Below are 23,288 nucleotides of genomic sequence, written 5' to 3' on the forward strand. Positions count from 1 at the left end.
GACGTGGTCTGGGTGGAACCGGCTGGACAGCGGGAGGCACCATGGCCGACATCAAGATCGACTACAACCTGCTCAACGACGCGAAGAAGGACCTGCACGACCTGGCCGAGGGGCTGATCCCCTCGATGGACGACCAGGTCTTTCAGTCGCTCGGCAACGGCACCGGTGACGACGAACTGGGCAGCAGCGAGATCTCGTCGGCCGTCTACTCCCTGCACTCCAACGCCGAGTACACGATGGGCAAGGCCAAGGACGGCCTGACCAAGCTCGGCGACTCCTTCGGCTCGGTCGGTGAGGCGTTCCTGCAGTTCGACGCCGAGATCGCCCAGGGCATGCACGCCACCAACAGCAACCTGGCGCTGTCGAACTACCAGCGCGAGAAGTCCACCTGGGACTACTACCAGGAGCACAAGGACCAGTGCGTCGGCGACGACCAGCCCGACTTCTGCAGCGCCACGGACCCCGGTGACGCGCCGCCGCTGGACCAGACGATCGTCACCGACCGCGGGAACGTGAACACGCACCTGACGCTGGACGACCAGGGCAACGTGATCAAGGAAGAGACGACCGTCACCTACGACGGCAAGACCTACACGTCGGTGACCAACTACAGCGACGGCGGCAACAAGATCGTCTCCGACAGCACCTACCCCGACGGCAGCACCGTCCACAACGAGACCACCGTGTCGGGCGACCCGAAGGACCAGACGTCGCACAGCGTGTCGACCAGCACCGACACCGACGGCAAGAAGGACGTCACCGAGACGAACATCACCAAGGACGGCAGCGGGACCCAGACGGTGACGAACTCCGACGGCACCGTGCACGAGTTCACCCGCGGGCCGGACGACTGGCGTGGCACCAGCCAGGAGTGGGTCGAGACGCCGGAGAGCGTGGACGACAACAACACCGACGACAACGACGACACCGACTACCCGGGCTGGACCGGCAGCAAGGTCTGACCTCCCCGACAAGCGAGCGGAACCGACACATGGCGCAAGACGGCATCAACCTCGAGTACGGAAAGATCGAGGAGGTCTCCGGCCTGCTGAGCAACGCGAACGCCCAGCTCGTGCCGCAGATCGCCAACCTGCGGACCCGGGTGAACACGCTGGTCGAGGACGGCATGGTCTTCAAGACCTCCAGCGACACCATCCGCAACCTCTACAACACCTTCGACTCCTCGTTGCAGGACGCGGTCCAGGGCATCAAGGAGTTCTCCTTGATGTTCGACAGCATCGAGCAGAACGCGAAGGACTTCGACCAGGGCATCAAGGACGCGCTGCCCTCCTGACTGTTCCCACGTTTTCCAGCCAACCAAGGAAGTGAGCAACCCGCCATGGCGCAAGACGGCATCAATCTCGACTACGGCAAGATCGTCGACGTCACCAACCTGATGAAGAACGCCCACGAGCAGATCGTGCCGCTGATCGGCACCCTGCGGGACCGGGTGAACACGCTGGTCGAGGACGGCATGGTCTTCAAGCAGTCGAGCGAGGTCATCCGCAGCACCTACAACAACTTCGACTCCAGCCTGCAGGCCGCGGTCAAGGGCATCAACGACTTCTCCGACATGTTCAACGGCATCAAGAAGAACGCCGAGGAGTTCGACCAGGGCATCACCGACAGCCTGAACCAGACGAAGTAGGGCGACCTCACGCAGCCCGTTCCAGTACGCCGAAGAGCCCCGGAGACGCGTTCCTCCGGGGCTCTTCGCGTGCGTCTGGTGCCGCTGCCGCTGCTCAGACCCGCAGCGTCGTGATCGGCAGCTGGACGGCGATCGGCGTCGACCCGTGACCGGTGGTCCAGGCCCGGCCGAGCTTCGGTGCCGCCCGCGTGATCGTGTGGTTGAGCCGGACGCCGATCAGGTCGCCGTCGCCGAAGGAGTGCGGCTCGGTCACCACTCCGCGGCGCGCCCGGCGAGCCGCCGTCGGCCAGCCGCCCATGCCGGACTGGAAGCCGTCGGTGGAGGCACCGAAGACCAGGCCGATGCCGTGGTCGCGACCGGAGACGATGATCTCCTTGAGGACCTTGTCCGCCGCCGCCGACATGATCAGGTCGGCGTCGTCGATCATCACGACCTTCGGGCCGGCGATCTGGTCGAGCGTCGACCGCAGCTGGTCCTCGCTCGGATCCCCGTTGCTCATCAGGACGACCTGCGGGTGGCTGGTGAGCGTTCGCAGCTGACTGTCTCGCGGCGTGATCACGACCAGCGACGTACCGCCCGCCAGCAGCGAAACCGCCAAGCAGGACAGGGTGTTGGTGCGCCCCGACCCAGGAGGCCCGAGGACGGCGAACGACGAGGCCGAGCCGGCCAGGTCGACGCCCAGTGGCCCGGCGTCGTCGCCGCCGAGGCCGATCAGACCCCACAGCGGTCGCCGGTTCTCCGCGGGCACCCGCTCGTACGCCGCGTTGAACTCGACCGAGGTCGGCAGCTCGGCGACCGGGAACGGACGGCGTACGGCCGGAACCTTCGCGTCCCGCTTCCGCGCCTCGACCGCGATCTCGCGGATCGCCTCGACCTGCTCGGCGCCGCCGCCCTCGGCCAGCACCGCGATCTGGGTCTCGCTGCCGGTCAGCACGTGCCAGCCGCGACCCGCGTTCACGTTGGCCGGCACCTTGGTGAGCCGGAGACCGGCCGCCTGGTAGTCGGTCCGCTCGGCCTGGCGCAGCAGCAGCTTGTGGTCGTTGTGGGATGCCAACCGGCCGCCCAGCAGCGAGCGCTCCGAGGTCACCACGACGTGGACCCCGACCCCCGCGCCCTCGCGCAGCAGCCGGATCACGTCCTGCAGCATCTGGCCCTGATCGTGGTCGTCCAGCGTCGCGGACAGCGCGTCCCAGCCGTCGATCAGGACGAGGATGTGCGCGGGCCGTTCCGCCTTCGGCAGGACCTTGCGCAGCTCGGTCAGACCGGTCGCGTTGTGCTTGCCGGCCAGTTCCTGGCGCTGGGTGATCTCCAGGTTCAGTCGGCGCAGGACCCGGGCCATCCGTTCCATGTCGTGCCGGGACGCGACCGCACCGCAGTGCGGCAACGCTTCGAGTACAGCCAGACCGCCACCGGCGGCGTCGATGCCGTAGATGTGCAGGTCGGCGACGCTGAGGTTCTTCGCCGCGGAACCGGCCAGCGTCCGCAGCATCTGGGTCCGGCCCGTGCGCGGTGCGCCGATCACGTACAGGTGGCCGAAGGTCTCGAAGTCGACGCCGGCCACCCGCTGCTGCTGCAGCGCGGGCAGATCCTCCAGCGCGTACGGCGCGAACATCTTCTGGTGGCTCGTGTCCGGCAGCTCCGACAGCAGCATCTGCTCCTTCAGCGCCGGCCTCCACGGCTGCGGCTGCGGAGTGAAGTCGTCCAGCTGCTCGGCCGCCTGGCGAATCGCTTCGACCAGTGCCATCAGGTCGGTCACCGCGAGCTTGGCCGGCGTCTGGTCCGGTACGACGGGCGCGTCGTCCTGGGCGACCGCCCTGCCGAGCGACTCCCAGTCGAGATCGGTGACGTGCACGTTCGACGGTTCGACCGGGCCCTGCTCGATCAGGTCGTCACCCGCGTCGCGCTCGGCGCCGACCCACGCGGTCTGGAACAGGTCGGCCAGCCGGGGCCCGCGCCGGATCACCGCACGGCCGGGCAGCGACGGGTTGATCGAGGCCGCCTCGTTGACGTCGACGATGTCCATGCTCTCGGCCGCGTCGGTGACCCGCAGCGCGATCCGCAGGTTGGTGTTGGCCCGGATGTCACCGGTGACGACCCCACCGGGCCGCTGGGTTGCCAGGATCAGGTGGATGCCGAGCGACCGGCCGCGCTGGGCGATGCCGATCAGCCCGGGCACGAACTCGGGGATCTCGCGCACCATCGCCGCGAACTCGTCGATGATCAGCACGAGCCGCGGCAGGCGGCCGAGCTCCGGGTTCACCAGTCGCTTGGCCTGGTAGTCGGGAAGGTCCTTGGCGTCGGCCGCGGCGAGGATCCGCTCCCGGCGGCGCAGTTCGGCCTCGAGCGACTCCAGCACTCGCTCGACCAGGTGCGAGTCGAGGTCGGTGACCATGCCGAGCGTGTGCGGCAGTCCGGCGCACTCCTTGAACGCGCTACCGCCCTTGTAGTCGACCAGGACGAAGGTCAGTTCGTCCGGCCGGTTCGCGGCCGCCAGTGACGCGACCATCGTCTGCAGCAGCTCCGACTTGCCCGAACCGGTGGTTCCCGCGATCAGGCCATGGGGGCCATCGGCAACGAGATCCACGCTGAACCGGCCGTCGAAATCGGCACCGAGGACGAACGACGTACTGCCCGGACGGCGCTGCCAGCGACTCAGCAGCGTCTCCGCCGTCGGCGGCTCCAGGTCCAGCTCGTCGAGCAGCTTGACCCGCTTCGGCAGACCGGCGTCGTGGTCGGGGCTGACGTCGCGGACCGGCGCGAGCGCGCGGGCGATCTGCTCGCACCACTGCGCCGAGACCAGGTCGATACGGACGTTGTTCAGGTCGGGCAGACCAGGGCGCTTCACGGTGAGGCTCTGCAGCCCGGTCGCCAGGACGGCGCCGCACTCCTCCGGCAGCAGCCGCTCGTCGCGGTCGAGGCAGATGCTGTAGACGCCGACGGCCGGGCCGTCGGTCAGCACCTGGATGAACCCCGGTACGTCGCGCAGCCGGCGGGCGCCGTCCGCGATCACGACGACCTCGGGATCGTTGAGCTGCCCGTTCCGCCCGGAGGCCTCGATCCGGCGCTGCCGGCCCTGGACCTGCGAGATCAGTTCGGTGACGCGGGCCGCGGTGGTCGCCTCGTCGTTCGCGATCAGGACCGCCGCCGGCGCGCCTTCCGGCCGCAGGTGCGGCAACCAGCGCACCCAGTTCCAGTCCTCGGCCCGGTCGGGCTCGGCCAGGACGACGATCCGCAGCATCCGGGGCGAGTGCATCACCGCGGCCTGGACGACCATCCAGCGACTGAGCGCGCGGGACTCCGCGGTGCGGCCGGCGATCCCGACGACGCCGTGCCCTCGCAGCGGGACGGCGACCGGCGCGTCCGGGATGGTCCACCGGATCGTGCGGTGGTTCTCCTCGCGGCTCTGGTCGTCGAGCTCCTTCAGCGACGGCTGGTCCGCCGTACCGAGTCTGAGCAACAGGTAGTCGGGGTCGGAGCGGCGACGCTCCCACAGGCGACTGCCCGGCATCGTCGCGAGCTGCGCGACCCGGACCGGGTCCGGCGCGGTGACGTTGCGGATCACCCGCTCCCGGGCGACCGCGACGCTGATCTCCTCCTCGAGCGCCGCCTTCCGCGCGTTGTACCGGCGGATCGCCTCGATGTGCTCGGCCCGGTTGGTCTTCCGGCCGTTGAAGTAGTTCATCCCCATCATCATCGGGCTGAGCATCGTGAAGATCAGGAAGTAGTAGGAGTTGAGCAACCAGACCATCACCATGCCCAGTACCACCGGTGCCATCACGACCGGCCAGGGGAACGGCCGCTTGGCCGGCGGGGTCGGTGCCGTGGGCAACCGAAGCTTCTCGTCGTCCAGGTGCGGCGCGATCCGCGGCGGCCGGTTGTAGTCGAGGCCGAAGCCGTCGTCGGAGAACCGCACCGCGGCGACCGGCTCCAGCGCGCCGCTGCGGCGCAGCAGCACCGAGCCGACCGAGAGGTCCTCCTCGGGCAGCCACTCGTTGATCTGGCCGACCGGGCTCTCGCCGGGGTCGATCGCCGGCGACGACTCGTCGGCGGCCGGGTTCTCCAGGTCCCTGATCCGGATCGCGCTGGTCGCCGCGTCGTCGTCGGGCGGGCCGATCCGCCGGCTCATCACCTTGCCGTTCATCGGTTCGGTCTGGTGCCAGTACGTCTCACCGCCCGGGCCGACCGTGACCCACAGGCCGCGGGGAGGGACGCCGGAACCGTTCAGCTGGATCGAGCACAGCGGGTCGGAGCCGATCTCGTGGCTGCCGGGCCCGATCCGCCAGATCCGGCCCGCCTCCGGACCGGAGACCGCGTGCAGCTCGACGGTGACCGGCGCGGGGCCGGCCGGCCGCTGCAACAGGTTCGGCATCTCGGCCGGAGCGCCGATCCCGAGCACGCCGCCGTCGCGTACGCCGGATCCGGCCAGCGGCGCGGCGGGGTTGAGCTTCCGGCTGCCGACGAACAACGTCTGTCCCGGCTGACCGAGGCCTTCGGCCAGCGCTCCGACGGAGAGCCCCTTCGGGAGCTTCACCACCCGGTCGGTCCGCCGTTTGCCCTGCTGTTCGACCGTCGTGAGGTTCAGCTCCACGATGTCGCCTTCCCGGTCGGTACGTCGTTCGCCCGGGCCCCGGCGGGGTGCAGCACCGAGACGCCGGCCACGCCGACCGGCAGTTCGAGGTCGTCCAGGTCGTCGGTCGTGGTGGTCGCGGGACGGGCCGGACCACGGGTCTCGAAGTCGTGCGGCGGCATCCGGCGGACGGAACGAGCGACGGCCCTGGCCAACGGCAACGGGTCGATCTCCAGCCAGGGAGCGCCACCGTGCAGTCGCAGCCCGTGTTCCTCGGTCGCCTCGACCAGGCGCGAACTGCCCCGCGCCACGCCGAGGCTGATCAGGCGCACCCCGGACGGGATCGGCTGATCGAGCCGTTCGGCGCCGACGACGAACCAGGCACCGATCCGCCGGATCGCTTCGTCCAGGCGCATCCCGTCGTGCCGGTCATGGATGCCCGCGGCAACTTCCACCGCGCCGGCCGGCAGCCGGACGTCGAGCTGCGCCGCCACCGCCTGGACCACCGCCTGGGCGGTGCGCTGCACGCCGTACACGGACAGGGACGACGGGCCGGCCAGCAGGTCGATCAGGAGCGCGCTCTGTCCGTCGCTGCCGGTCCCGAGGCAGATCAGCAACGGGGTCTGGGACGGCGCGTACCCGATCGGTAGCGCGTAGTCCGCGAGCTCGGAGCGCTCGATCCACCACAGCCTCGGGTCGTGCTCGTCCTTCTCCCAGGGCTCGGGCAGCGGCCGCTCAGCCGCGGGACCCGCGACCAGGACACCGATCCGGCGCTTGGTCAGCGCCAGCGCGTACGGCGCCATCGCGCGATCGATCGCCGCCGCGTGGTTCATCGCCTGCTCGGCCTGCGCCCACGCGTTCCGGTTCCGCAGTACGCCGGTCAGGAACCGCACGCGCCGGCGATACCGGACGCGGTCCGCGACCGGGTCGTAGAACGCGTGGAAGGTGTTGCTGGACTCCCGCTTGATCCAGCGACCGAGGCGTTTCCAGCCACCGAGCTTGCGGACCAGCAGGTTGAGCAGGACGAGGAACAGCAGCGCCAGGCCGATGTACCCGAGCACCTGGTGCGTGCTGCTGCCGCTTCCCAACGAGCTCATGCAGCGGCCTCGCCCCACCCGCGACGCAGCAGGTCGGCCCGCAGCGCGCGGACCGCCGTGTGGGTCCGCGACTTCACGGTGCCGAGGGGAACGTCGAGAGCCATGGCAACATCCTCGCCGGGCTGGCCGCACAGGTGCACCCGGATCACCACTTCGCGGTGCGCGGGTGACAAACGTCTCAGGGCGTCCACCAGGACGTGCCGCCCGGCGACCTCCTCGGCCGGGTCCGGCGCGCTGATGGTCGTCTCGAAGTCCGCCTGGCACAGCCCGCTCGGGACCGCGCGGCGCTCCCGGCGGTGCAGGTCGACGACCAGGTTGCGGGCGACCCGGAACAGCCACATCCGGATCGGCCGGCTCTCCCAGTCCAGCGTCTCGGCCTGCTGCCAGGCGCGCAGCAACGTCTCCTGGACCACGTCCTCGACAGCGAACGCGTCCCCGCCGATCAGACTCTTCACGTAGCGGCGCAGGCTGTCACGTTCGGCCAGACAGAGCTCGATGGCGTGCAGTCGGCCAGGGCTGATGTCGTTGATGACGGACCTCACAGATTGGGGCGGTACAAGAGGCAGAGACCCGAATTCGGGCCTCAATTTAACTCTTGAAGACAAGCTGCGCAATCGCTTCCGGTGAACGATGAGTAACGACTGCCGCTCATCTGGTGACCAACGAGTGATCTCCCGGAGATGTTTGACTCCGGCCACGGACGCGGGTGATCCTCGGGGAGGCTGCCCGTGCCGGAGGCAGCCGGCTGATCGCCCTAGAAGCCATGGAGTTGACGTGCCGCCCTCCCGATTCTCCCGTCCGCGCCGCTCCGACGGGCCCGGTTCGACCCGGTTCGCCGGGACCTTCGCCCGCCGTCCGCTGACGCCGCGGGTGGCGAACCTGCCCGACCGCCGGGCCTGGATGACGACGGCGTTCGTCGCCACGTTCGTGGCCGGGGCGGCGGTCGCGGTCCCCCTGCTGACCCACCTCGGCGGAGACTCACCACAAGACACGATCGTCGCCGTCGACGCGCCGCTGACCTCGCGCGCCACGACCACGCCCAGCGCCGTACCGACCGCGACGACGACCACGACGGTGACCGGCACGCCGCGGGTCTCGGTGGCGACGGCGACCGTGACGGTGACCGCGCCGGGCGGCCAGGTGACCGTGCTCAGGCCCGGCGCGACGGTGACGTTGCCTGGGGCCACCACCACGGTGACGGCGCCGGGCGGCCAAGTCACCGTGGTGAAACCCGGTACGACGGTGACGTTGCCCAAGGCCACGACCACCGTGACGACGAAGGTGACCGAGAAGGGCCAGCAGCAGACCGGCGGTGACTCGGTCAAGCAGGACTCGAACCAGCTGCGCGCGATGAAGAGCACCCCGGCGACCATGCGCAGCGAGGGCGCCGAACGCTGCATCGACGTGAAGGACGGCCGGGCCGGCGCGGGCACCGACGGCACCCCGCTGCAGGTCTGGGACTGCCACGACGGCGCGAACCAGGCCTGGACGTTCAACTCCGACGGCACGGTCCGCGCGCTGGGCCAGTGCATGGATCTCGCCTGGGGCTCGATCGCGGAGAACACCGCGGTCCAGTTGGTCGCCTGCAACGGCAGCGCCGCCCAGCAGTTCCGCGTCACCCAGAAGGGTCAGCTGATCAACCCGGCCGCCGAGGGCAAGTGCGTCACGGTCGACAAGGCCGACAACGGCGGACTGCTGTTCCTGCGCGGCTGCACCGGCGACGGCAGCCAGAAGTGGACCCAGTCCTGACCTGGACGGGTTTCTAGAAGGCGTAGGGGTACGACGACCAGTCGGCGGGGCGCTTCTCCAGGAAGGAGTCGCGGCCCTCGGCGGCCTCGTCGGTGCCGTAGGCCAGGCGGGTCGCCTCGCCGGCGAACAGCTGCTGGCCGACCAGCCCGTCGTCGACCAGGTTGAACGCGTACTTCAGCATCCGCTGCGCGGTCGGCGACTTGGCGCAGATCTTCTTGCCCCACTCCAGCGCGACCTGCTCCAGCTCGGCGTGCGGGACGACCTTGTTCACCATGCCCATCCGGAACGCGTCCTCGGCGGAGTACTCGTCGCCCAGGAAGAAGATCTCGCGGGCGAACTTCTGCCCGACCTGCCGGGCCAGGTACGCCGAACCGAAGCCGCCGTCGAACGAGGCCACGTCCGCGTCGGTCTGCTTGAACCGCGCGTGCTCGGCCGAGGCCAGCGTCAGGTCCGCGACCACGTGCAGGCTGTGCCCGCCACCGGCGGCCCAGCCCGGAACAACGGCCACGACGACCTTTGGCATGAACCGAATCAGTCGCTGCACCTCGAGGATGTGCAGCCGGCCCGCGCGCGCCGGGTCGATCGAGTCGGCCGTCGTGCCCTCGGCGTACTTGTAACCGTCCTTGCCGCGGATCCGCTGGTCGCCGCCGGAGCAGAACGCCCAGCCGCCGTCCTTGGCCGACGGCCCGTTGCCGGTGATCAGCACGCAGCCGACGTCGCTCGACATCCGCGCGTGGTCGAGCACGCGGTACAGCTCGTCGACCGTCTGCGGGCGGAACGCGTTGCGCACCTCGGGGCGGTTGAAGGCGATCCGCACCACCCCGGCGTCCACCGCGCGGTGGTAGGTGATGTCGGTCAGGTCGAAGCCGTCGACCTGCTTCCACGCCGACGGGTCGAAGATCTCGCTGACGTTCACAGGCTCGGTCACCCGGCCGAGCATATTTCAGAGCCGGTCGAAGGCTCAGTGCCTGGTCGTGCTCTCCCGCAGTACCACCTCGGGCGGGTAGGTCTCGGTCCGCGGGTCGCCGCCCTCGATCGCCAGCTCCAGCGCCCGGCGGCCCATCTGCTCCAGCGGCAGCCGGACCGTGGTCAGCCCCGGCCAGACGTCTCGCAGCGTCGCGATGTCGTCGAACCCGGCGACGCCGAGCCGGCCCGGTACGTCGATCCCGCGCTGCCGCAACGCCGACATCGCGCCGACCGCCATCACGTCGTTCACCGCGAACAAGCAGTCGAGCTCCGGCTCCCGGTCCAGCAGCTCGGTGGCCGCCGCATGGCCACCGTCACGGGTGAAGTCCCCCGGCTGCGACGCCACCGGCTCGAGCCCGGCCTCGGCGAGCCCCGCGACGAACCCGTCCTTGCGGTCCCGCGCCGTCGCCAGCTCCTCCGGCCCGGCCAGTACGCCGAACCGCCGCCAGCCCTGACCGACCAGCTCGCGCGCCAGCTGCGCAGCGCCCGCCCGGTTGTCCGGCTCGATCGTGTGCGCCGGCATCCCGGCCTGACTGACCAGCGCCAGCCCCGCGCCCGACCCGAGGAACGACTCGATCTCGTTCGCCGTACGGGCGAGCTGGTCGGCGTCGGTCCGGCGGGAGCCGATCATCACCGCCGCGCGGGCCCGCTGGGCGCGCAGCGACGACAAGTAAGCAATCTCGCGCTCGGCGTCGCGGAACGTGCTGGCCATCATCACCAGCAGGTGCCGCTCGTCGGCGGCGCGCATCACACCGTTCGCGATCGCCGCGAAGTACGGGTCCTCGATGTCGTGCACCAGGATGCCGACCACGTTCGTGGACGACTTGGCCAGCGCCTGGGCCTGCGCGTTCGGCGTGTAGCCGAGCTCCGCGGCCGCCTCGCGGACCCGCTCCTGCAGCTCCGGGCGTGGTACCCGGTCGCCGCCGTTCAGCACGCGGGAGGCGGTCGCGACGGACACACCTGCCCGCTGCGCGACGTCCAGCAATGTCACCGGCGCTCGCAGATTCACTGGCCACCCACCTTCCTTTGGCTCCCCCCGGGTGGCGGTCACCCTATCGGACCAGTGGTGTCGATCACGCTGAGTGCCCGGGAAGTACCCGGGAATGTCGCCAGAGCCTGGCTTCTCGGCGTACGAGTGACTAGCCTTCCGAGCCATGACGACCGTCCGCGCCAGGGTGACCGTCCTGGCCTCGTCCACCCTGCTCTGCCTCGTTGCGGTGACCGGTACCTCGACGGCCGCGCCGGCTCCCGACGGAACGCCCAGCCCGTCCGGCGGTGTCGCCGCCCCCGCGCTCGAGGCAAGCCTGGCCGGCGGCGTACCGGAGCACGTCGACACCAAGACGAAGAGCACCAAGCCGGTCTACGACTACGCGGGCGCGATCCGCGAGTCGGTCTACGTCGACACCCGGATGGACACCGACTCCGACGGCGTCGACGACAAGATCGCGGTCGACATCGTCCGCCCCCGCGAGACCGACGCCGCCGGCGTCCGGATCCCGGTGATCATGGACGCCTCGCCGTACTACTCCTGCTGCGGACGCGGGAACGAGAGCGAGAAGAAGACCTACGACGCGAACGGCGTCATCCAGAAGATGCCGCTGTACTACGACAACTACTTCGTCCCGCGCGGCTACGCGGTCGTCGGCGTCGACATCGTCGGCACCGGCCGCTCCACCGGCTGCGGCGACGTCGGCGGCGAGGACGAGGTCGACTCGGTCGTCGCGGTGATCGACTGGCTGAACGGGCGCAACACGGCTTCTCTGGCTGACGGTTCGCCGGTGCGGGCCTCGTGGACGACCGGCGCCGTCGGGATGATCGGCAAGTCGTACGACGGCACGCTGGCCAACGCGGTCGCCGCGACCGGCGTACGGGGGCTGAAGACGATCGTGCCGATCTCGGCGATCTCCTCCTGGTACGACTACTCGCGCTCCGGCGGCGTGCCCTACTCGGTCGACTACATGCCCTGGCTCGGCGCGTACGTCGGCCACGACACGCCCGCGTGCGACGCCGTACGGGCCGATCTCGGCGAGTCCGACGACGACGAGACCGGCGACTACACCCGCTTCTGGGCCGAACGCGACTACGTGAAGGACGCCCGCAACATCAAGGCGTCGGTCTTCGTGACGCACGGGCTCAGCGACTACAACGTCCAGACCAACCACTTCGCGCAGTGGTGGGACGCGCTCGCCAAGAACCGCGTACCGCGGAAGATCTGGCTCGGCCTCGAGGACCACGTCGACCCCTTCGAGTTCCGGCGCGACGAGTGGGTCGACGAACTGCATGCATGGTTCGACTACTGGCTTCAGGGTTTGCCCAACGGAGTGATGCGTTCACCGCAGGCGTCCGTGGAGGTCGCCCCCGACGTGTGGCGCTCCTACGCTTCCTGGCCTGCCGTCTCGCGGACCGTCCCCGTCCCCCTGGCCGCCGGCAAACTAGGTGCCTACGGCAAGGGAACGGTGACCGTCACCGACGATCCCTCACTGACCGAGGACACGATCGTCGCGACGCCCACCGAGGAGATCGCCGGCCGCCAGATGTTCCTCTCCGCGCCGCTCCCGGCAACCATCCGCCTCAGCGGGACGCCCACCGTCACGCTGCGCGTCAAGGCCGACTCCGAGACCACTCCGGTCACCGCCCGCCTGATCGAGTACGGCGACGCCGAGCGCTACACGGGCATCCGGCGTACGTCTCAGTCGACCTGCGAAGGCGAAAGCGTCGAGTACGACGACTCGTGCTACTTCACCGTGGAGAAGCTCACCGCGCCGTCCGACCATGGGATCGTCAGCCGGGGTTGGATCGACGCTGCCCACAGCTCTTCTTTGGCGCATCCCAAGCCTTTAGTGCCTGGCAAGTGGACAACGGTCACTGTGCCTCTGCGAGCCCAGGACGAGGTCATCCCCAAGGGCCGAACCCTCGGCCTCGCGGTCACTTTGTCGGACACCGAGTGGACGACCCCGAACGACACGGGAGCGACGGTCGACATCGACCTCGCCCACAGCCGGTTGAACCTGCCTGTGACTGCCGGCAAGGTCCCTGCGCCTTCGAAGGTCGTACCCCTCGACGTCGACATCACCACGCCGACCCAGCGACCGAATCTCCACGACCCCCTCGGCTAGTTTTCATTCCCACGCGGGCTTGCGCCCTGGGGTGCGGGCTGGCGCCCTCAAGCGACAGCAGACGATCGCGCCTACCGCACCTCGGTCAGCGTGAAGCTCCCCGTCCGCGTCAAGTCGCTCACCAGGACGCCCACCGTGCTGTCATCCGGAAAGCGAAGCTCGAACGCCTCGTCGAACTCGCACAAGGCTGCTACATCCGCGTACTCCTCGGCCTGCGCGAGCTGTCCCGTCGCCGCCCATCCCTGCTCGTCGACTGAGATGTTCACCGACACCGAGAACGCACCGAAGCACGTCCAACGATTCGCCCACCACTCGAGCCGCGCAGCGGTCACCGCTGAGTCCATGAGGAAATCCTGACACGGCTCGATGATCCGAACTCGCCGAGCGCTGTTGACCTCGACGCACGACGGCGGGACGATGGTGAGAAATTTCGATCACTTTCTCGCAAGGGAGACCGCGATGCGTGCACGCTTCCTCGGTAAGGATCCCGACTCGCAGACCAAGAACTCACCGACCTTGTTCGCGACCGATCGGACCGATCGGGTCACCTACATCGCGCAAGGATGGAAGGTGACCGATCCGCAGGTGCTGGCCGATGTGAACGCCGTCGCGCCGGTGCCCGCGCACGAGACCTTGATCGAGATTCCCGAGGAGGTGCTGAAGATGTACGCGCTTCGGTACCTGGAGCAGCAGGAGGGGAGCTGAGCGCCGCGTCCGGTCCGTCGTTGTGGGAGCTGCTCAACTCGTTCGAGCACACGGCTTTCCGGCTCGAAGTTCGTGATCGGTACGACGAGGACGACGAGGCTGGGTCGCTCGCGAAGTTCTTGACGGGCGAGCCGGACGACCTACCCTGGCTGCAGGAGTGGCTGGAGCTGGTTCGCGACGCAGATGCGGCCGGGCGGCGGTTCAGCCGGGTTCGGGTCGTCACGGTGCCGTTGTCCGACTACAGCCGCTTCGGGATGTGGTGTGCACAGTTCACCACCGCGGCCGGCGAGGACATCCGGTACCTGGCGAGAGATCAGGCCGACGCCGTCGGCGTACCGAAGCACGACTACTGGCTGTTCGACTCGACGACTCTGGTGCGGATGAACTTCGACGACTCCGATCGTTTCGCCGGCAGCGAGCTGGTCACCGACGCTCGTGAGGTCGTGCAGCACAATGGCTGGCGAGATGCCGCCTGGCATCACGCCGTACGACGGGACGACTTTGCCGGACAACAACACCGCGGACGCGACTAACGTCCACGCAGCGCGTACTGCGCTCGGCCGACGGCTCCGCGATCTCCGACAGTCCTCCGGATCGAGTGGGCGGGAGTTCGCGGAGTCGTTGGGTTGGGCGCCGTCGAAGGTCTCGAAGCTCGAGAACGGCAAGCAGACTCCGAGCGACGACGACCTCCGCGCTTGGGTGCTGGCTAGCGGTCACGCGTCCGAGCTGGATGCGCTCCTGGCGTCGCTGCACACGCTGGAACTGCAGTTCGCGGAGTGGCGGCATCTCATGCGGGCCGGACTACGGCCGCAGCAGGAGCAGCTCTACGAGTGGGACCAGAGGACTCGGCTGCTTCGCGTGTTCGAGGCGACCGTCGTACCGGGCTTGCTGCAGACCGGTGAGTACGCCCGAGCGCGGTTCGAGGAGTCGGTGCGTCGGCTGAAGATCGTCAACGACGCCGACGAAGCCGTGGCCGCCCGGCTCCGGCGTCAAGAGATCCTGTACCGCCCGGGGAAGCAGTTCCACTTCGTCCTGACCGAGGCCGCGTTGCGGTTTCGGCTGTGCTCGATCGACGCGATGCTCGGGCAGCTCGACCGGCTCGCGGCTGTCTCGCACCTGCGCAACGTACGGGTTGGCATCATCGCGACGGAGACCGAGTACACCGTCTCGCCCTGGCACGGTTTCTGGATGTACGACGACCGGCGGGTCGTGCTGGAGACGTTCAGCGCGGAGCTGGATCTGCGTCAGCCGCAGGAGATCGAGCTGTACTCCGAAACCTTCGAGCAACTCGCCGGGGTCGCAAGCTACGGCCGTGGCGCACGTCAGATCATCGGCCGGGTGATGAACGATCTCGCGGCGGAGTCAGACGTTCCGAGCGATTGATTTCTGCACTCCGAGGGCAGTTGCCGGACGTCGAGAAATCCGGAGAAATTCTCTCCTGAGGCGGCCTTTCGATCACTAGCGTTGGCACGGTTCCAGCGGCGTGACGAGAACGGGAGCCGGCCTTGACGATCAGAGAGCATCGACCATCGGAGCTTCGGATCGGCCGGCGGGTGAGCTCGCCGGACTACGGGCCAGGGACGATCGTCGCGGTGTCCGGATCCGACGTACAGGTCGTGTGGGACAGACCTCTGCTCGAGGGAACCACAGCCCGCTGGTTCACCCACGATCGTGTCTTCGTCGAGCGCCTGCCGCAGCTCTGGACACACCAGGACGGCCGAGAACTCCCGATCCCCTAGACCAGCCAGGGCGGCACGTAAGCCGTGCCCTGACCGCTGTGTCGCCCTGGCTGCTCCAATAGATCGAACGAGGGCGAGACCACTTGCGATTCGAGGATGCCGGCGAGGAGCCACCTAGGTGGGGGAGGGTTGAGGCCCTGCCAGAGCCTTGGATTGCATCCATTTCTCGATCCGGACGACGTTGTCGCGCAGACACCGGATTACCTGGTGCAGGTCAACGTTTTCGTCCTGCGTGTGACTTGATCACTGCGTGAGCTTGCTGATCAGCGTCTGGACGCGGACCTGGATCTCGTCGCGGATTTCGCGGACGACCTCGATCGGCTGGTCGGCAGGGTCGGTGAGCTCCCAGTCTTCGTAGTGCTTGCCGGGGAAGATCGGGCAGGTGTCGCCGCAGCCCATGGTGATGACGGCGTCGCTTTCGCGGACTGTCTCGGTGTTCAGGAGCTGGGGTACGGCGGTGGTGATGTCGATGCCGACTTCGTGCATGGCTTCGACGGCGACCTGGTTGAGGTGGGCGCGGGGTTCGGAGCCGGCGGAGCGGACGTCGATGGTGTCGCCGGCCAGGTGGCGGAGCCAGCCGGCGGCCATTTGGGAGCGGCCGGCGTTGTGGATGCAGACGAAGAGGACGACTGGCTTGGTCACCGGGCAGCCTTGGCCGGGATGGTCACCAGGGACGCGATGTGGTGCAGGGTTTCGGGGACGGGCCAGTAGTAGACCCAGGTGCCGCGGCGTTCGCAGTCGACCAGGGCTGCTTCGCGGAGGATCTTCAGGTGGTGGGAGATCGTCGGGCCGCTCACTTCGAAGTGAGGGGTGAGGTCGCAGACGCAGGTCTCGCCGTCGGACGCGGCGATGATCGACAGCAGGCGAAGGCGGATCGGGTCGGCCAGGGCCTTGAACAGAGCCGCCCCCTCGGCCGCCCGGGCCGGGTCGAGCGCGGCCTCGGAAATCGGCGTACAGCAGCCGCCGGCCGACGGCGGGGCGGTCTTCTGTTTCGACATGCGTCTATCTTGACTCCTGTCGAATCAAGAGGCAAGGTGGGGCTCGTTGATTAGATGAACTTCGATACAGCGAGAGTGGGGACGGATCGTGAGTGAGCAGAACACCGCCGTGTCGCCGGCGGGACCGGTCGTGGTCATCGGAGCGGGACCGATCGGTCTGGCGGCCGCCGCGCACCTGGCCGAACGAGGACTGGACTTCCTGGTGCTCGAGTCCGGACCGGGAGTCGCCGCCGCGATCGACGAGTGGCGGCACGTCAAGCTGTTCAGCCCGTGGCGCTACGACATCGACAGCGCGGCCCGCCGCCTGCTCGAGCAGACCGGCTGGGTGCAGCCCGACCTCGGCACACTGCCGACCGGCGGTGACCTGATCGACTCCTACCTCGAACCGCTCGCCAAGACCCCCGCGCTCAACGACCGGATCCGGTACGACGCGGCCGTCGTCGCCGTCACCCGCGACGGCTTCGACCGGGTCCGCACCGCTGGACGCGAGCAGGCGCCGTTCCTGATCCGGCTGGCCGACGGTACCGAGATCCTCGCGTCCGCGGTGATCGACGCGGCCGGCACCTGGCGGCGCCCGAACGTGCTCGGCGGTTCCGGGATCCCGGCCCGTGGCGAAGCTGCGATCGCCGACGGCATCGCCCACGCGCTGCCCGACGTCCTCGGCCGCGACCGCGACCGGTACGCCGGACGCCGTACCGCTGTCGTCGGAGCGGGCCACTCCGCCGCAACGACGCTTCTCGACCTCGGGGCTCTGGCTGAGCAGGCGCCCGGCACCGAGATCGTGTGGGTCGTCCGCAGGGCCGACCAGGCACGCACGTACGGCGGTGGCGACGCTGACGAACTGCCCGCGCGCGGCGCTCTGGGCAGCCGGCTGAAGAAGCTCGTCCGGTCCGGTCACGTCGAGCTGGTGAGCAGCTTCCGCATCGACGGCGCCTCCCGTACGGCGGACGGCCGGATCGAGCTGGCCGCCGGTGAGCAGCGCGTCGTCGCGGACACCGTGGTCAACTCGACCGGCTTCCGGCCCGATCACGAGATGGTCGGCGAGCTGCGGCTGGACCTGGACCCGATCATGGGATCGACGCGCGCTCTGGCGCCGCTGATCGACCCGAACCAGCACTCCTGCGGGACGGTCCCGCCGCACGGCGCCGACGAGCTGTCCCACCCCGAACCGGGGTACTACGCGGTCGGCGCGAAGTCCTACGGCCGGGCGCCGACGTTCCTGCTGGCCACGGGGTACGAGCAGGCTCGCTCCGTGGTCGCCGCGCTCGCCGGGGACTGGGCGGCGGCACGCGACGTACAGCTCGACCTTCCCGAGACCGGCGTCTGCTCCTCGAACCTCGCCTACGGGGACTCCACCGCGGAGACCGCCGGCGGATGCTGCGGACCGGCGCCACAAACGGCCGCAAGCTCCGCCCCGGCCGGGCGAGGCCTCGCGACCGGCATCAGCGGCGGCCTGCTAACCGTGATCGACGACCAGCCGGCCTCGTCGAGCTCGGGCTGCTGCGGCTGATGGGCCCTGCGAGGGTCGCCGCGACCGGCACGACCGGAAGCGGCGTCCGTTCCGGCGTCCCTCGCCGCCTGGTGGCAGCGTTGGCCGTCACCCAGACCGTCGGGTACGGCGTTCTGCACTACGCCTTCGGCGTCCTGCTCGGCGTCCTGGCCGTGGCCGCCGGGTACCGCCCGGTGATCCTCGCCGTCGGCGGCGCGTGCATCAGCGCGGGTGTTCTGCTCTTCAGCACGTCACGCACGCTGCCGCGCCACCAGAGCTGATCATCGGTCAGTGAGGCGGCAACGCGTCGAGGACGGCCGCGAGCGCGCTTGGATCCCGCCGGGCGATGTTGTGGCCGACCGGGATCTCGTGGAAGTTCCACGTCGCGTCGTTGCGGAGGCGGGCGGCCAGAGCGGTGAAAGGGGTGCCGGGCCAGTCGCCGCCGCTGATGAAGGTTCGTGCGTACGGCGGGGTGGTGGGCGGCGGCAGGGTTATCGACTGGAGGAAGCTGGGGAGCGGGTGGGGGCGGGCTCTCGGGTCCATGCCCTCGGGGACCGCGACCCAGCGGCCGTCGGGGTGGGCGCCGGTGATGAAGAGGTTGCGGAAGGTGTCGGTGGTGAGGGACCAGCAGGAGTCGCCGTCGGTGGGGACGTAGGCGTCGATGAAGACCAGGTGGGTGAGGCGTTCGGGGAGGCGGGCGGCGGCGCCGGCGATGACGAGGCCGGCGTAGCTGTGGCCGCAGAGGGTCAGCGGGCCTTCGACTCCGGCGATGAGGTCGGTGAGTTGGGTGATGTGGGTGGTCAGGTTGGGTGGGACGGGTGGGCGGTCGTCGTCGAGGCCTGAAAGGGTGATCGCTTCTGCTTCGTGGCCTGCTGAGCGGAGTTCTGCGGTGACGGCGTCGAAGGCCCAGGCGCCCTGCCAGCCGCCGGGGACGAGGATGTACTTCACGCCGGGTTCCGGGTGGCAATGACTCGGGTGAGGCCGAGGGTTCGGCCTTCGTCGGCGCGGAGCATCTGGGCTTCTTCCTGGTCGGGGGCGCCTCGGTAGCGGTCGCAGGCGTCGTTCCATTGCAGCCAGTCTTGCCAGCCGTGCGCGAGCTGGTCGGCGACCTCGACGGTGACCAGGCCGGTCTTGGTCCAGTGGTGGTGCCACCACTGAGGGCTGTGCCAGGCGCAGAAGTCCCATTTCCAGTACGGCGTGAGGTGGGCTGGCGGGAAGGATTCGTAGTCCTCGACCGGGCCGGGCTGGGAGATGGCCAGGTGGGCGCCGGGTTTGAGGAGGCGGGTGAGGTAGCCGAGGTAGAGGTCGTCGGTGCCGAAGTAGTGGTAGGCGCCGATGCTGATGGCGGCGTCGAAGAAATTGTCGGCGTACGGGAGGGCGTGGGCCTCGGCGTGGATGGGGTGGACCCGATCGTCCAGGCCGGCCTCGGTGATGCGGCGGAGGTTCTCGTCGGGTTGGATCCACAGGTCGGTGGCCCAGACCTCCACGCCGAACTCGCGGGCCAGGAAGATCGAGCTCAGCGCCGTACCGCAGCCGAGGTCGAGGACTCGCTGGCCGGGGCGGAGGGACATCAGTGAGGTGAGGGCTTCGGCTTGCCAGAGGGGGTTGGGGCCCATGGCGGCGTCGACCGCCCGGCGGGCGGAGTAGGTGGCGGAGCGGGGGTAGCGGTCGTTGCGCAGCAGGTGGGTCAGCTCGGCTTCGTCCATGGGTTTCGAGTCTGCGAAGCGCGACGCTGGTGGGCAAAGGATTTTCGGCGCGGGTGTCGGATCGGGGGTGCGGGGTTCGTCGGGTTGGTGAGCGGCCGACCGACGGCCGCCGGGGACAAGGAGTACGACAGTGACGGTCAGCTACACCTATGACATCTTCGCCAGCCTCGACGGCTTCGGGTCGCACACCGGGGACTGGGGTGGGTACTGGAGCAAGCAGGGGCCGGAGTTCCTGGCGCGGCGGGCCGCGCAGTACGGCGTACCGCAGCGGATGGTGTACGGCGCGGCGACGTACCGGTTGAACGCGGCGATCCTCGCGGGGGCCGACGGGATGGACGAGTGGATCGGACGGATGAAGGCGCTGCCGGCGACGGTGGTGTCGAGCACGCTCGAAGGCCCGCTCGACTGGCCCGACGCCACGCTGGAGAGCGGGGACGCGGTCGAGGTCGTCAGGCGGCTGAAGGAGGAATCCGACGTACCGCTGCGCTCGCACGGGAGCGTGTCGCTGAACCGTGCGCTGATGGCCGCCGGTCTGGTCGACCGGGTGCAGCTGACGATCTTCCCGGTGCTCACCGGGCAGACCGGCCAGGTCCCGGTGTTCGCGGGCGCCGCCGATTTCGACCTCGAGCTGCTGGAGAGCCACACGCTCGACGGCAACACCCAGGAGCTGATCTACCGGCCGACGCTGCACGGCTGAGGGGCAGGGTCAGGCCTTGATCTCGCCCGTCATCCAGCCCGCCCAGAACTCGTGCAGGGTCGCGGCGAGCGGCCAGGCCTGCTGGTCGATCGGGGACCAGGTGTGGACGGCTGGGTCGCCGGTGAGGGCGAGGCAGAACGGGTCGCCGGTGCCGTCGTCGCCGAAGGCGAGGAGGTCGCGGCGTGCCTCGGTCTCGATCGACCAGGCGTCGAGGTTCCGGGGTGCGAGGTCTGCGAGCCGCCACAGGACGAACCACTGGCCGGCAGGGTCGTAGATACCGCTGGTCACGGCGTACAGCTCGCGGAGAGCGGGCGGGAGTGCGGTCCCGAGGTCGCGCTCGGCGGCGCTCAGCTCGGCCGGAGTGGCGGGTGGTTGGAGCTGCACGTCGGCGGTCAGCAGGTGGCGCCAGGTCGGCTCGTGCATGAGGCCGAGCATCTCACCGCTGCGGCGTCCAGGATCCGAGGGGCCGCAGCCACCGGTCGAGTGGCGCGCTTAGGGTGTGGCGGTGCTTAAGCGTGAGGTGGTTGAGCGGGTCGCGGGTGCCGGGAAGTCGGCGGGGCGGCTTTGGTACGAACGGGCCGCGGAGCGGTGGTTCGAGGCGTTGCCGGTGGGGAACGGGAGCGTTGGGGGGATGGTGTTCTCCGGGGTCGAGGCCGAGCGGGTGCGGTTGTCGGCGTCTACTGCTTGGTCGGGGGCGCCGGGGGACAGTGATGTGAGTACGACGGCGTTGAAGTACCTGCCGCAGATTCGGCGGCTCCTGCTGAGCGGTGAGTACGCCGAGGCGCAGGCGCTGGCGGGGGAGCATCTGCTGGGGCGGCCTTCGGCGTTCGGGACGAACGTGGCGTTGCCGGAGTTGGTGGTCGAGCACGGGCTCGACGGGGAAGTCGACGGGTACGAGCGGTCGTTGGAGCTGGATGACGCGATCGTGCGGTCGGCGTTCAGCAAGGGCGGCGTGAGCGTCCAGCGGGAAGTGTTCGCGAGCAACGTCGCGGGGGTGCTTGTCGTCAAGGTGACGAGCAGCGCACCGGTCGACCATCGGGTGGGCTTCAGCGACGACGCGATTCCGGCTGAGGTGACCGTCGACGGTGATCGGCTGGTGCTGCGCGGGCAGGCGTACGAGGAGCTGCACAGCAACGGGAAGGTCGGCGCGACCGTCGAGATCCACGCTCGGGTGATCACCGACGGGGTGGTCGAGGAGGACGAGGACGGGCTGCGGGTCACCGGCGCGACCACGGTGACCGTTGTGGTTGCTGTGGGCACCGATTGGCTGGGGGCGGACCCGGCGCAGGCTGCAGCGTTGCTCGAGGTGCCGGAGTACGACGTACTGAAGCGCGAGCACGTCGAGGATCACGCGGAGTTGATCGGGCGGGTGAGCTTCGACCTCCGAGGCGACACCAACGCGAAGCCGACCGACGAGCGGCGCAGACTACTTGCTGAAGGCAACGATGATTCGGATCTGATCGCGCTGTACTTCCAGTACGGAAGGTACCTGACGATCGCCGGGTCGCGCGCAAACTCACCACTCCCCCTTGCCCTGCAGGGATTGTGGAACGACGGCCGCGCCTCCGGCGGTCCGTGGACGAACGACTACCACCTCGACATCAACACCCAGCAGAACTACTGGGCGGCCGAGATCACCAACCTCGGCGAGTGTCACCCGCCGCTGTTCGGCCTGATCGACCGGCTCCGCGCGAGCGGGAGCAAGACCGCCGCCGAGATGTACGGCGCGCCGGGCTGGGTCTCGCACACCGTGTCGAACGCGTGGAGCTACAGCGCGCCGGGCTGGGGGCTCGGCTGGGGTCTGCACGTGACGAGCGGGATCTGGATCTCGCTGCAGCTGTGGGAGCACTTCGAGTACCACCGAGATCTCGACTTCCTCGCGACCCGGGCGTACCCCGTCCTGAAGGACGCGGCGCAGTTCTTCCTCGCGTACCTGACCGAGGATCCGGAGACCGGCTACCTGCTCAGCGGCCCGTCCGACTCCCCCGAGAACTGGTACCTGACGCCCGACGGCGAGAGGGCGTCGCTCTCGCTGGGCAACACGACCGACCGGGTGCTGATCGACGCGCTGTTCCGGATCTGCGGTGAGGCCTCCGAGCTGCTGAACGTCGACGAGGACTTCCGCGCGGAGACCGCCAAGGCCCGCGAGAAGCTGCCGCCGTTCCAGATCGGGAAGCACGGGCAGCTGCAGGAGTGGCTGCACGACTTCGACGAGGCCGAGCCGAACCACCGGCACACCTCGCACCTGATCGCGCTCTACCCCGAGCGGCAGATCACACCCCGGACCACGCCGGAGCTCGCCCAGGCGGCCGAGGTGATCATCGACCGGCGGCAGGGCGCGGACGGCTGGGAGCAGACCGAGTGGGTCGAGGCGAACCTGATCGCATTCTACGCGCGCTTGCAGAAGGGTGATCTCGCACTGCAGCACGTCCGGTCGCTGATCGCCGACGCGAGCGAGGCGAACCTGCTGTCGTACTCCGTGGCCGGCATCGCGGGCGTGAACGAGAACGTGTACGCCTTCGACGGCAACTCGGGCGGGACCGGCGCGATGGCCGAGCTGCTCGTGCAGTCGACCGGGACCGAGATCGAGCTGCTGCCCGCGCTGCCGAGCAGCTGGCCGACCGGGAGCGTCACCGGGCTGCGGGCGCGCGGCGGGTACACGGTCGACCTGGCCTGGGCGGACGGGAAGCTCACCGCAGCCGAGATCACCGCCGCGGAGCGCTCGACGCCGCAGCAGGTCCGGCTGGGTGACGAGCTGGTCGACCTGGACCTCCAGCCGGGCGAGACCGCCCGGATCACCATCGCCTAGAC

Annotated in this window: 23 protein-coding genes; 12 read left to right on the forward strand and 11 right to left on the reverse strand. The window is 69.3% G+C overall.

Features of this window, described 5'->3' with window-relative positions; genetic code table 11:
• The first annotated feature begins 41 nt into the window (after positions 1-41).
• The 3 genes from AB0M01_RS36655 to AB0M01_RS36665 are packed head-to-tail and all read left to right on the forward strand — an operon-like array spanning position 42 to position 1,648.
• Positions 42-962: a hypothetical protein gene (locus AB0M01_RS36655; RefSeq protein WP_363677144.1), complete on the forward strand. Its 921-nt coding sequence runs from the start codon at positions 42-44 to the stop codon at positions 960-962.
• Positions 963-991: 29 nt separating this feature from the next.
• A complete protein-coding gene (locus AB0M01_RS36660; RefSeq protein WP_363677145.1) occupies positions 992-1,294 on the forward strand; it encodes a hypothetical protein in 303 nt (100 codons plus the stop codon).
• Between the two features lie 45 nt (positions 1,295-1,339).
• Positions 1,340-1,648, forward strand: a complete 309-nt coding sequence (locus AB0M01_RS36665; protein WP_145805289.1) for a hypothetical protein — start codon at positions 1,340-1,342, stop codon at positions 1,646-1,648.
• 94 nt (positions 1,649-1,742) lie between these two features.
• Here AB0M01_RS36665 and AB0M01_RS36670 read toward each other — a convergent pair whose 3' ends face one another.
• The 3 genes from AB0M01_RS36670 to AB0M01_RS36680 are packed head-to-tail and all read right to left on the reverse strand — an operon-like array spanning position 1,743 to position 7,854.
• Positions 1,743-6,236, reverse strand: coding sequence for an FtsK/SpoIIIE domain-containing protein (locus tag AB0M01_RS36670; protein WP_363677148.1), 4,494 nt, complete (start codon positions 6,234-6,236; stop codon positions 1,743-1,745).
• Positions 6,227-7,312, reverse strand: coding sequence for a hypothetical protein (locus AB0M01_RS36675; RefSeq protein ID WP_363677149.1), 1,086 nt, complete (start codon positions 7,310-7,312; stop codon positions 6,227-6,229). The genes AB0M01_RS36670 and AB0M01_RS36675 overlap by 10 nt, the downstream gene beginning before the upstream one ends.
• The gene (locus tag AB0M01_RS36680; protein ID WP_363677150.1) at positions 7,309-7,854 is read right to left on the reverse strand and encodes a sigma-70 family RNA polymerase sigma factor; all 546 of its coding nucleotides are present in this window, start codon (positions 7,852-7,854) and stop codon (positions 7,309-7,311) included. Before AB0M01_RS36680 ends, AB0M01_RS36675 begins: the two co-directional genes overlap by 4 nt.
• Positions 7,855-8,086: 232 nt before the next feature.
• Here AB0M01_RS36680 and AB0M01_RS36685 point away from each other — a divergent pair, with 232 nt between their 5' ends.
• The gene (locus AB0M01_RS36685) at positions 8,087-9,061 is read left to right on the forward strand and encodes an RICIN domain-containing protein (RefSeq protein WP_363677152.1); all 975 of its coding nucleotides are present in this window, start codon (positions 8,087-8,089) and stop codon (positions 9,059-9,061) included.
• Between the two features lie 13 nt (positions 9,062-9,074).
• Here AB0M01_RS36685 and AB0M01_RS36690 read toward each other — a convergent pair whose 3' ends face one another.
• Together AB0M01_RS36690 and AB0M01_RS36695 are read right to left on the reverse strand one after the other, a co-directional pair.
• Positions 9,075-9,989 carry a 1,4-dihydroxy-2-naphthoyl-CoA synthase gene (locus tag AB0M01_RS36690; protein WP_363677154.1) on the reverse strand — a complete coding sequence of 305 codons (915 nt, stop codon included), beginning with the start codon at positions 9,987-9,989 and terminating at the stop codon, positions 9,075-9,077.
• 33 nt (positions 9,990-10,022) lie between these two features.
• Positions 10,023-11,036, reverse strand: coding sequence for a LacI family DNA-binding transcriptional regulator (locus tag AB0M01_RS36695; RefSeq protein ID WP_363677156.1), 1,014 nt, complete (start codon positions 11,034-11,036; stop codon positions 10,023-10,025).
• 145 nt (positions 11,037-11,181) lie between these two features.
• Here AB0M01_RS36695 and AB0M01_RS36700 point away from each other — a divergent pair, with 145 nt between their 5' ends.
• Positions 11,182-13,143: a Xaa-Pro dipeptidyl-peptidase gene (locus tag AB0M01_RS36700; RefSeq protein WP_363677157.1), complete on the forward strand. Its 1,962-nt coding sequence runs from the start codon at positions 11,182-11,184 to the stop codon at positions 13,141-13,143.
• 71 nt (positions 13,144-13,214) lie between these two features.
• Here the strand turns inward: AB0M01_RS36700 and AB0M01_RS36705 are convergent, their stop codons facing one another.
• A complete protein-coding gene (locus AB0M01_RS36705) occupies positions 13,215-13,487 on the reverse strand; it encodes a hypothetical protein (RefSeq protein ID WP_363677158.1) in 273 nt (90 codons plus the stop codon).
• A 115-nt stretch (positions 13,488-13,602) separates the two neighbouring features.
• Here AB0M01_RS36705 and AB0M01_RS36710 point away from each other — a divergent pair, with 115 nt between their 5' ends.
• From AB0M01_RS36710 to AB0M01_RS36720, 3 genes are read left to right on the forward strand one after another with little or no spacing between them, the layout of a single operon-like run.
• Complete coding sequence (locus AB0M01_RS36710; RefSeq protein WP_363677159.1) at positions 13,603-13,848, forward strand: hypothetical protein; 246 nt, start codon at positions 13,603-13,605, stop codon at positions 13,846-13,848.
• Positions 13,849-13,868: 20 nt separating this feature from the next.
• Positions 13,869-14,381 (forward strand): DUF6879 family protein, encoded by a 513-nt coding sequence (locus tag AB0M01_RS36715; RefSeq protein WP_363677161.1) that lies wholly within the window; start codon positions 13,869-13,871, stop codon positions 14,379-14,381.
• On the forward strand, positions 14,314-15,231 hold the full coding sequence (locus AB0M01_RS36720) for a helix-turn-helix transcriptional regulator (RefSeq protein WP_363677162.1): 918 nt from the start codon (positions 14,314-14,316) through the stop codon (positions 15,229-15,231). The genes AB0M01_RS36715 and AB0M01_RS36720 overlap by 68 nt, the downstream gene beginning before the upstream one ends.
• A 599-nt stretch (positions 15,232-15,830) precedes the next feature.
• On the opposite strand, the gene AB0M01_RS36725 is transcribed toward AB0M01_RS36720, so the two are convergent.
• Positions 15,831-16,229, reverse strand: a complete 399-nt coding sequence (locus tag AB0M01_RS36725; RefSeq protein WP_363677163.1) for an arsenate reductase ArsC — start codon at positions 16,227-16,229, stop codon at positions 15,831-15,833.
• Positions 16,226-16,585 carry a metalloregulator ArsR/SmtB family transcription factor gene (locus tag AB0M01_RS36730; RefSeq protein WP_363677164.1) on the reverse strand — a complete coding sequence of 120 codons (360 nt, stop codon included), beginning with the start codon at positions 16,583-16,585 and terminating at the stop codon, positions 16,226-16,228. The genes AB0M01_RS36725 and AB0M01_RS36730 overlap by 4 nt, the downstream gene beginning before the upstream one ends.
• Before the next feature lie 88 nt (positions 16,586-16,673).
• On the opposite strand from AB0M01_RS36730, the gene AB0M01_RS36735 reads away from it, so the two are divergent.
• Positions 16,674-18,095, forward strand: a complete 1,422-nt coding sequence (locus AB0M01_RS36735; RefSeq protein WP_363677165.1) for an FAD-dependent oxidoreductase — start codon at positions 16,674-16,676, stop codon at positions 18,093-18,095.
• Positions 18,095-18,355 (forward strand): hypothetical protein, encoded by a 261-nt coding sequence (locus AB0M01_RS36740; protein ID WP_363677166.1) that lies wholly within the window; start codon positions 18,095-18,097, stop codon positions 18,353-18,355. The genes AB0M01_RS36735 and AB0M01_RS36740 overlap by 1 nt, the downstream gene beginning before the upstream one ends.
• 7 nt (positions 18,356-18,362) lie before the next feature.
• On the opposite strand, the gene AB0M01_RS36745 is transcribed toward AB0M01_RS36740, so the two are convergent.
• Positions 18,363-19,022 carry an alpha/beta fold hydrolase gene (locus AB0M01_RS36745; protein ID WP_363677167.1) on the reverse strand — a complete coding sequence of 220 codons (660 nt, stop codon included), beginning with the start codon at positions 19,020-19,022 and terminating at the stop codon, positions 18,363-18,365.
• A complete protein-coding gene (locus tag AB0M01_RS36750) occupies positions 19,019-19,780 on the reverse strand; it encodes a methyltransferase domain-containing protein (RefSeq protein ID WP_363677169.1) in 762 nt (253 codons plus the stop codon). The genes AB0M01_RS36745 and AB0M01_RS36750 overlap by 4 nt, the downstream gene beginning before the upstream one ends.
• A gap of 130 nt (positions 19,781-19,910) precedes the next feature.
• Between AB0M01_RS36750 and AB0M01_RS36755 the strand changes: the two genes are divergently transcribed.
• Positions 19,911-20,477, forward strand: a complete 567-nt coding sequence (locus AB0M01_RS36755) for a dihydrofolate reductase family protein (RefSeq protein ID WP_363677171.1) — start codon at positions 19,911-19,913, stop codon at positions 20,475-20,477.
• Between the two features lie 9 nt (positions 20,478-20,486).
• On the opposite strand, the gene AB0M01_RS36760 is transcribed toward AB0M01_RS36755, so the two are convergent.
• A complete protein-coding gene (locus tag AB0M01_RS36760) occupies positions 20,487-20,900 on the reverse strand; it encodes an SMI1/KNR4 family protein (RefSeq protein ID WP_363677172.1) in 414 nt (137 codons plus the stop codon).
• An 82-nt stretch (positions 20,901-20,982) separates the two neighbouring features.
• Here AB0M01_RS36760 and AB0M01_RS36765 point away from each other — a divergent pair, with 82 nt between their 5' ends.
• Positions 20,983-23,286, forward strand: coding sequence for a glycoside hydrolase family 95 protein (locus AB0M01_RS36765; protein ID WP_363677173.1), 2,304 nt, complete (start codon positions 20,983-20,985; stop codon positions 23,284-23,286).
• The last annotated feature ends 2 nt before the right edge of the window (positions 23,287-23,288 follow it).

It is taken from the genome of Kribbella sp. NPDC051770 (genome assembly GCF_040681455.1).
Taxonomy (GTDB): Bacteria; Actinomycetota; Actinomycetes; order Propionibacteriales; family Kribbellaceae; genus Kribbella.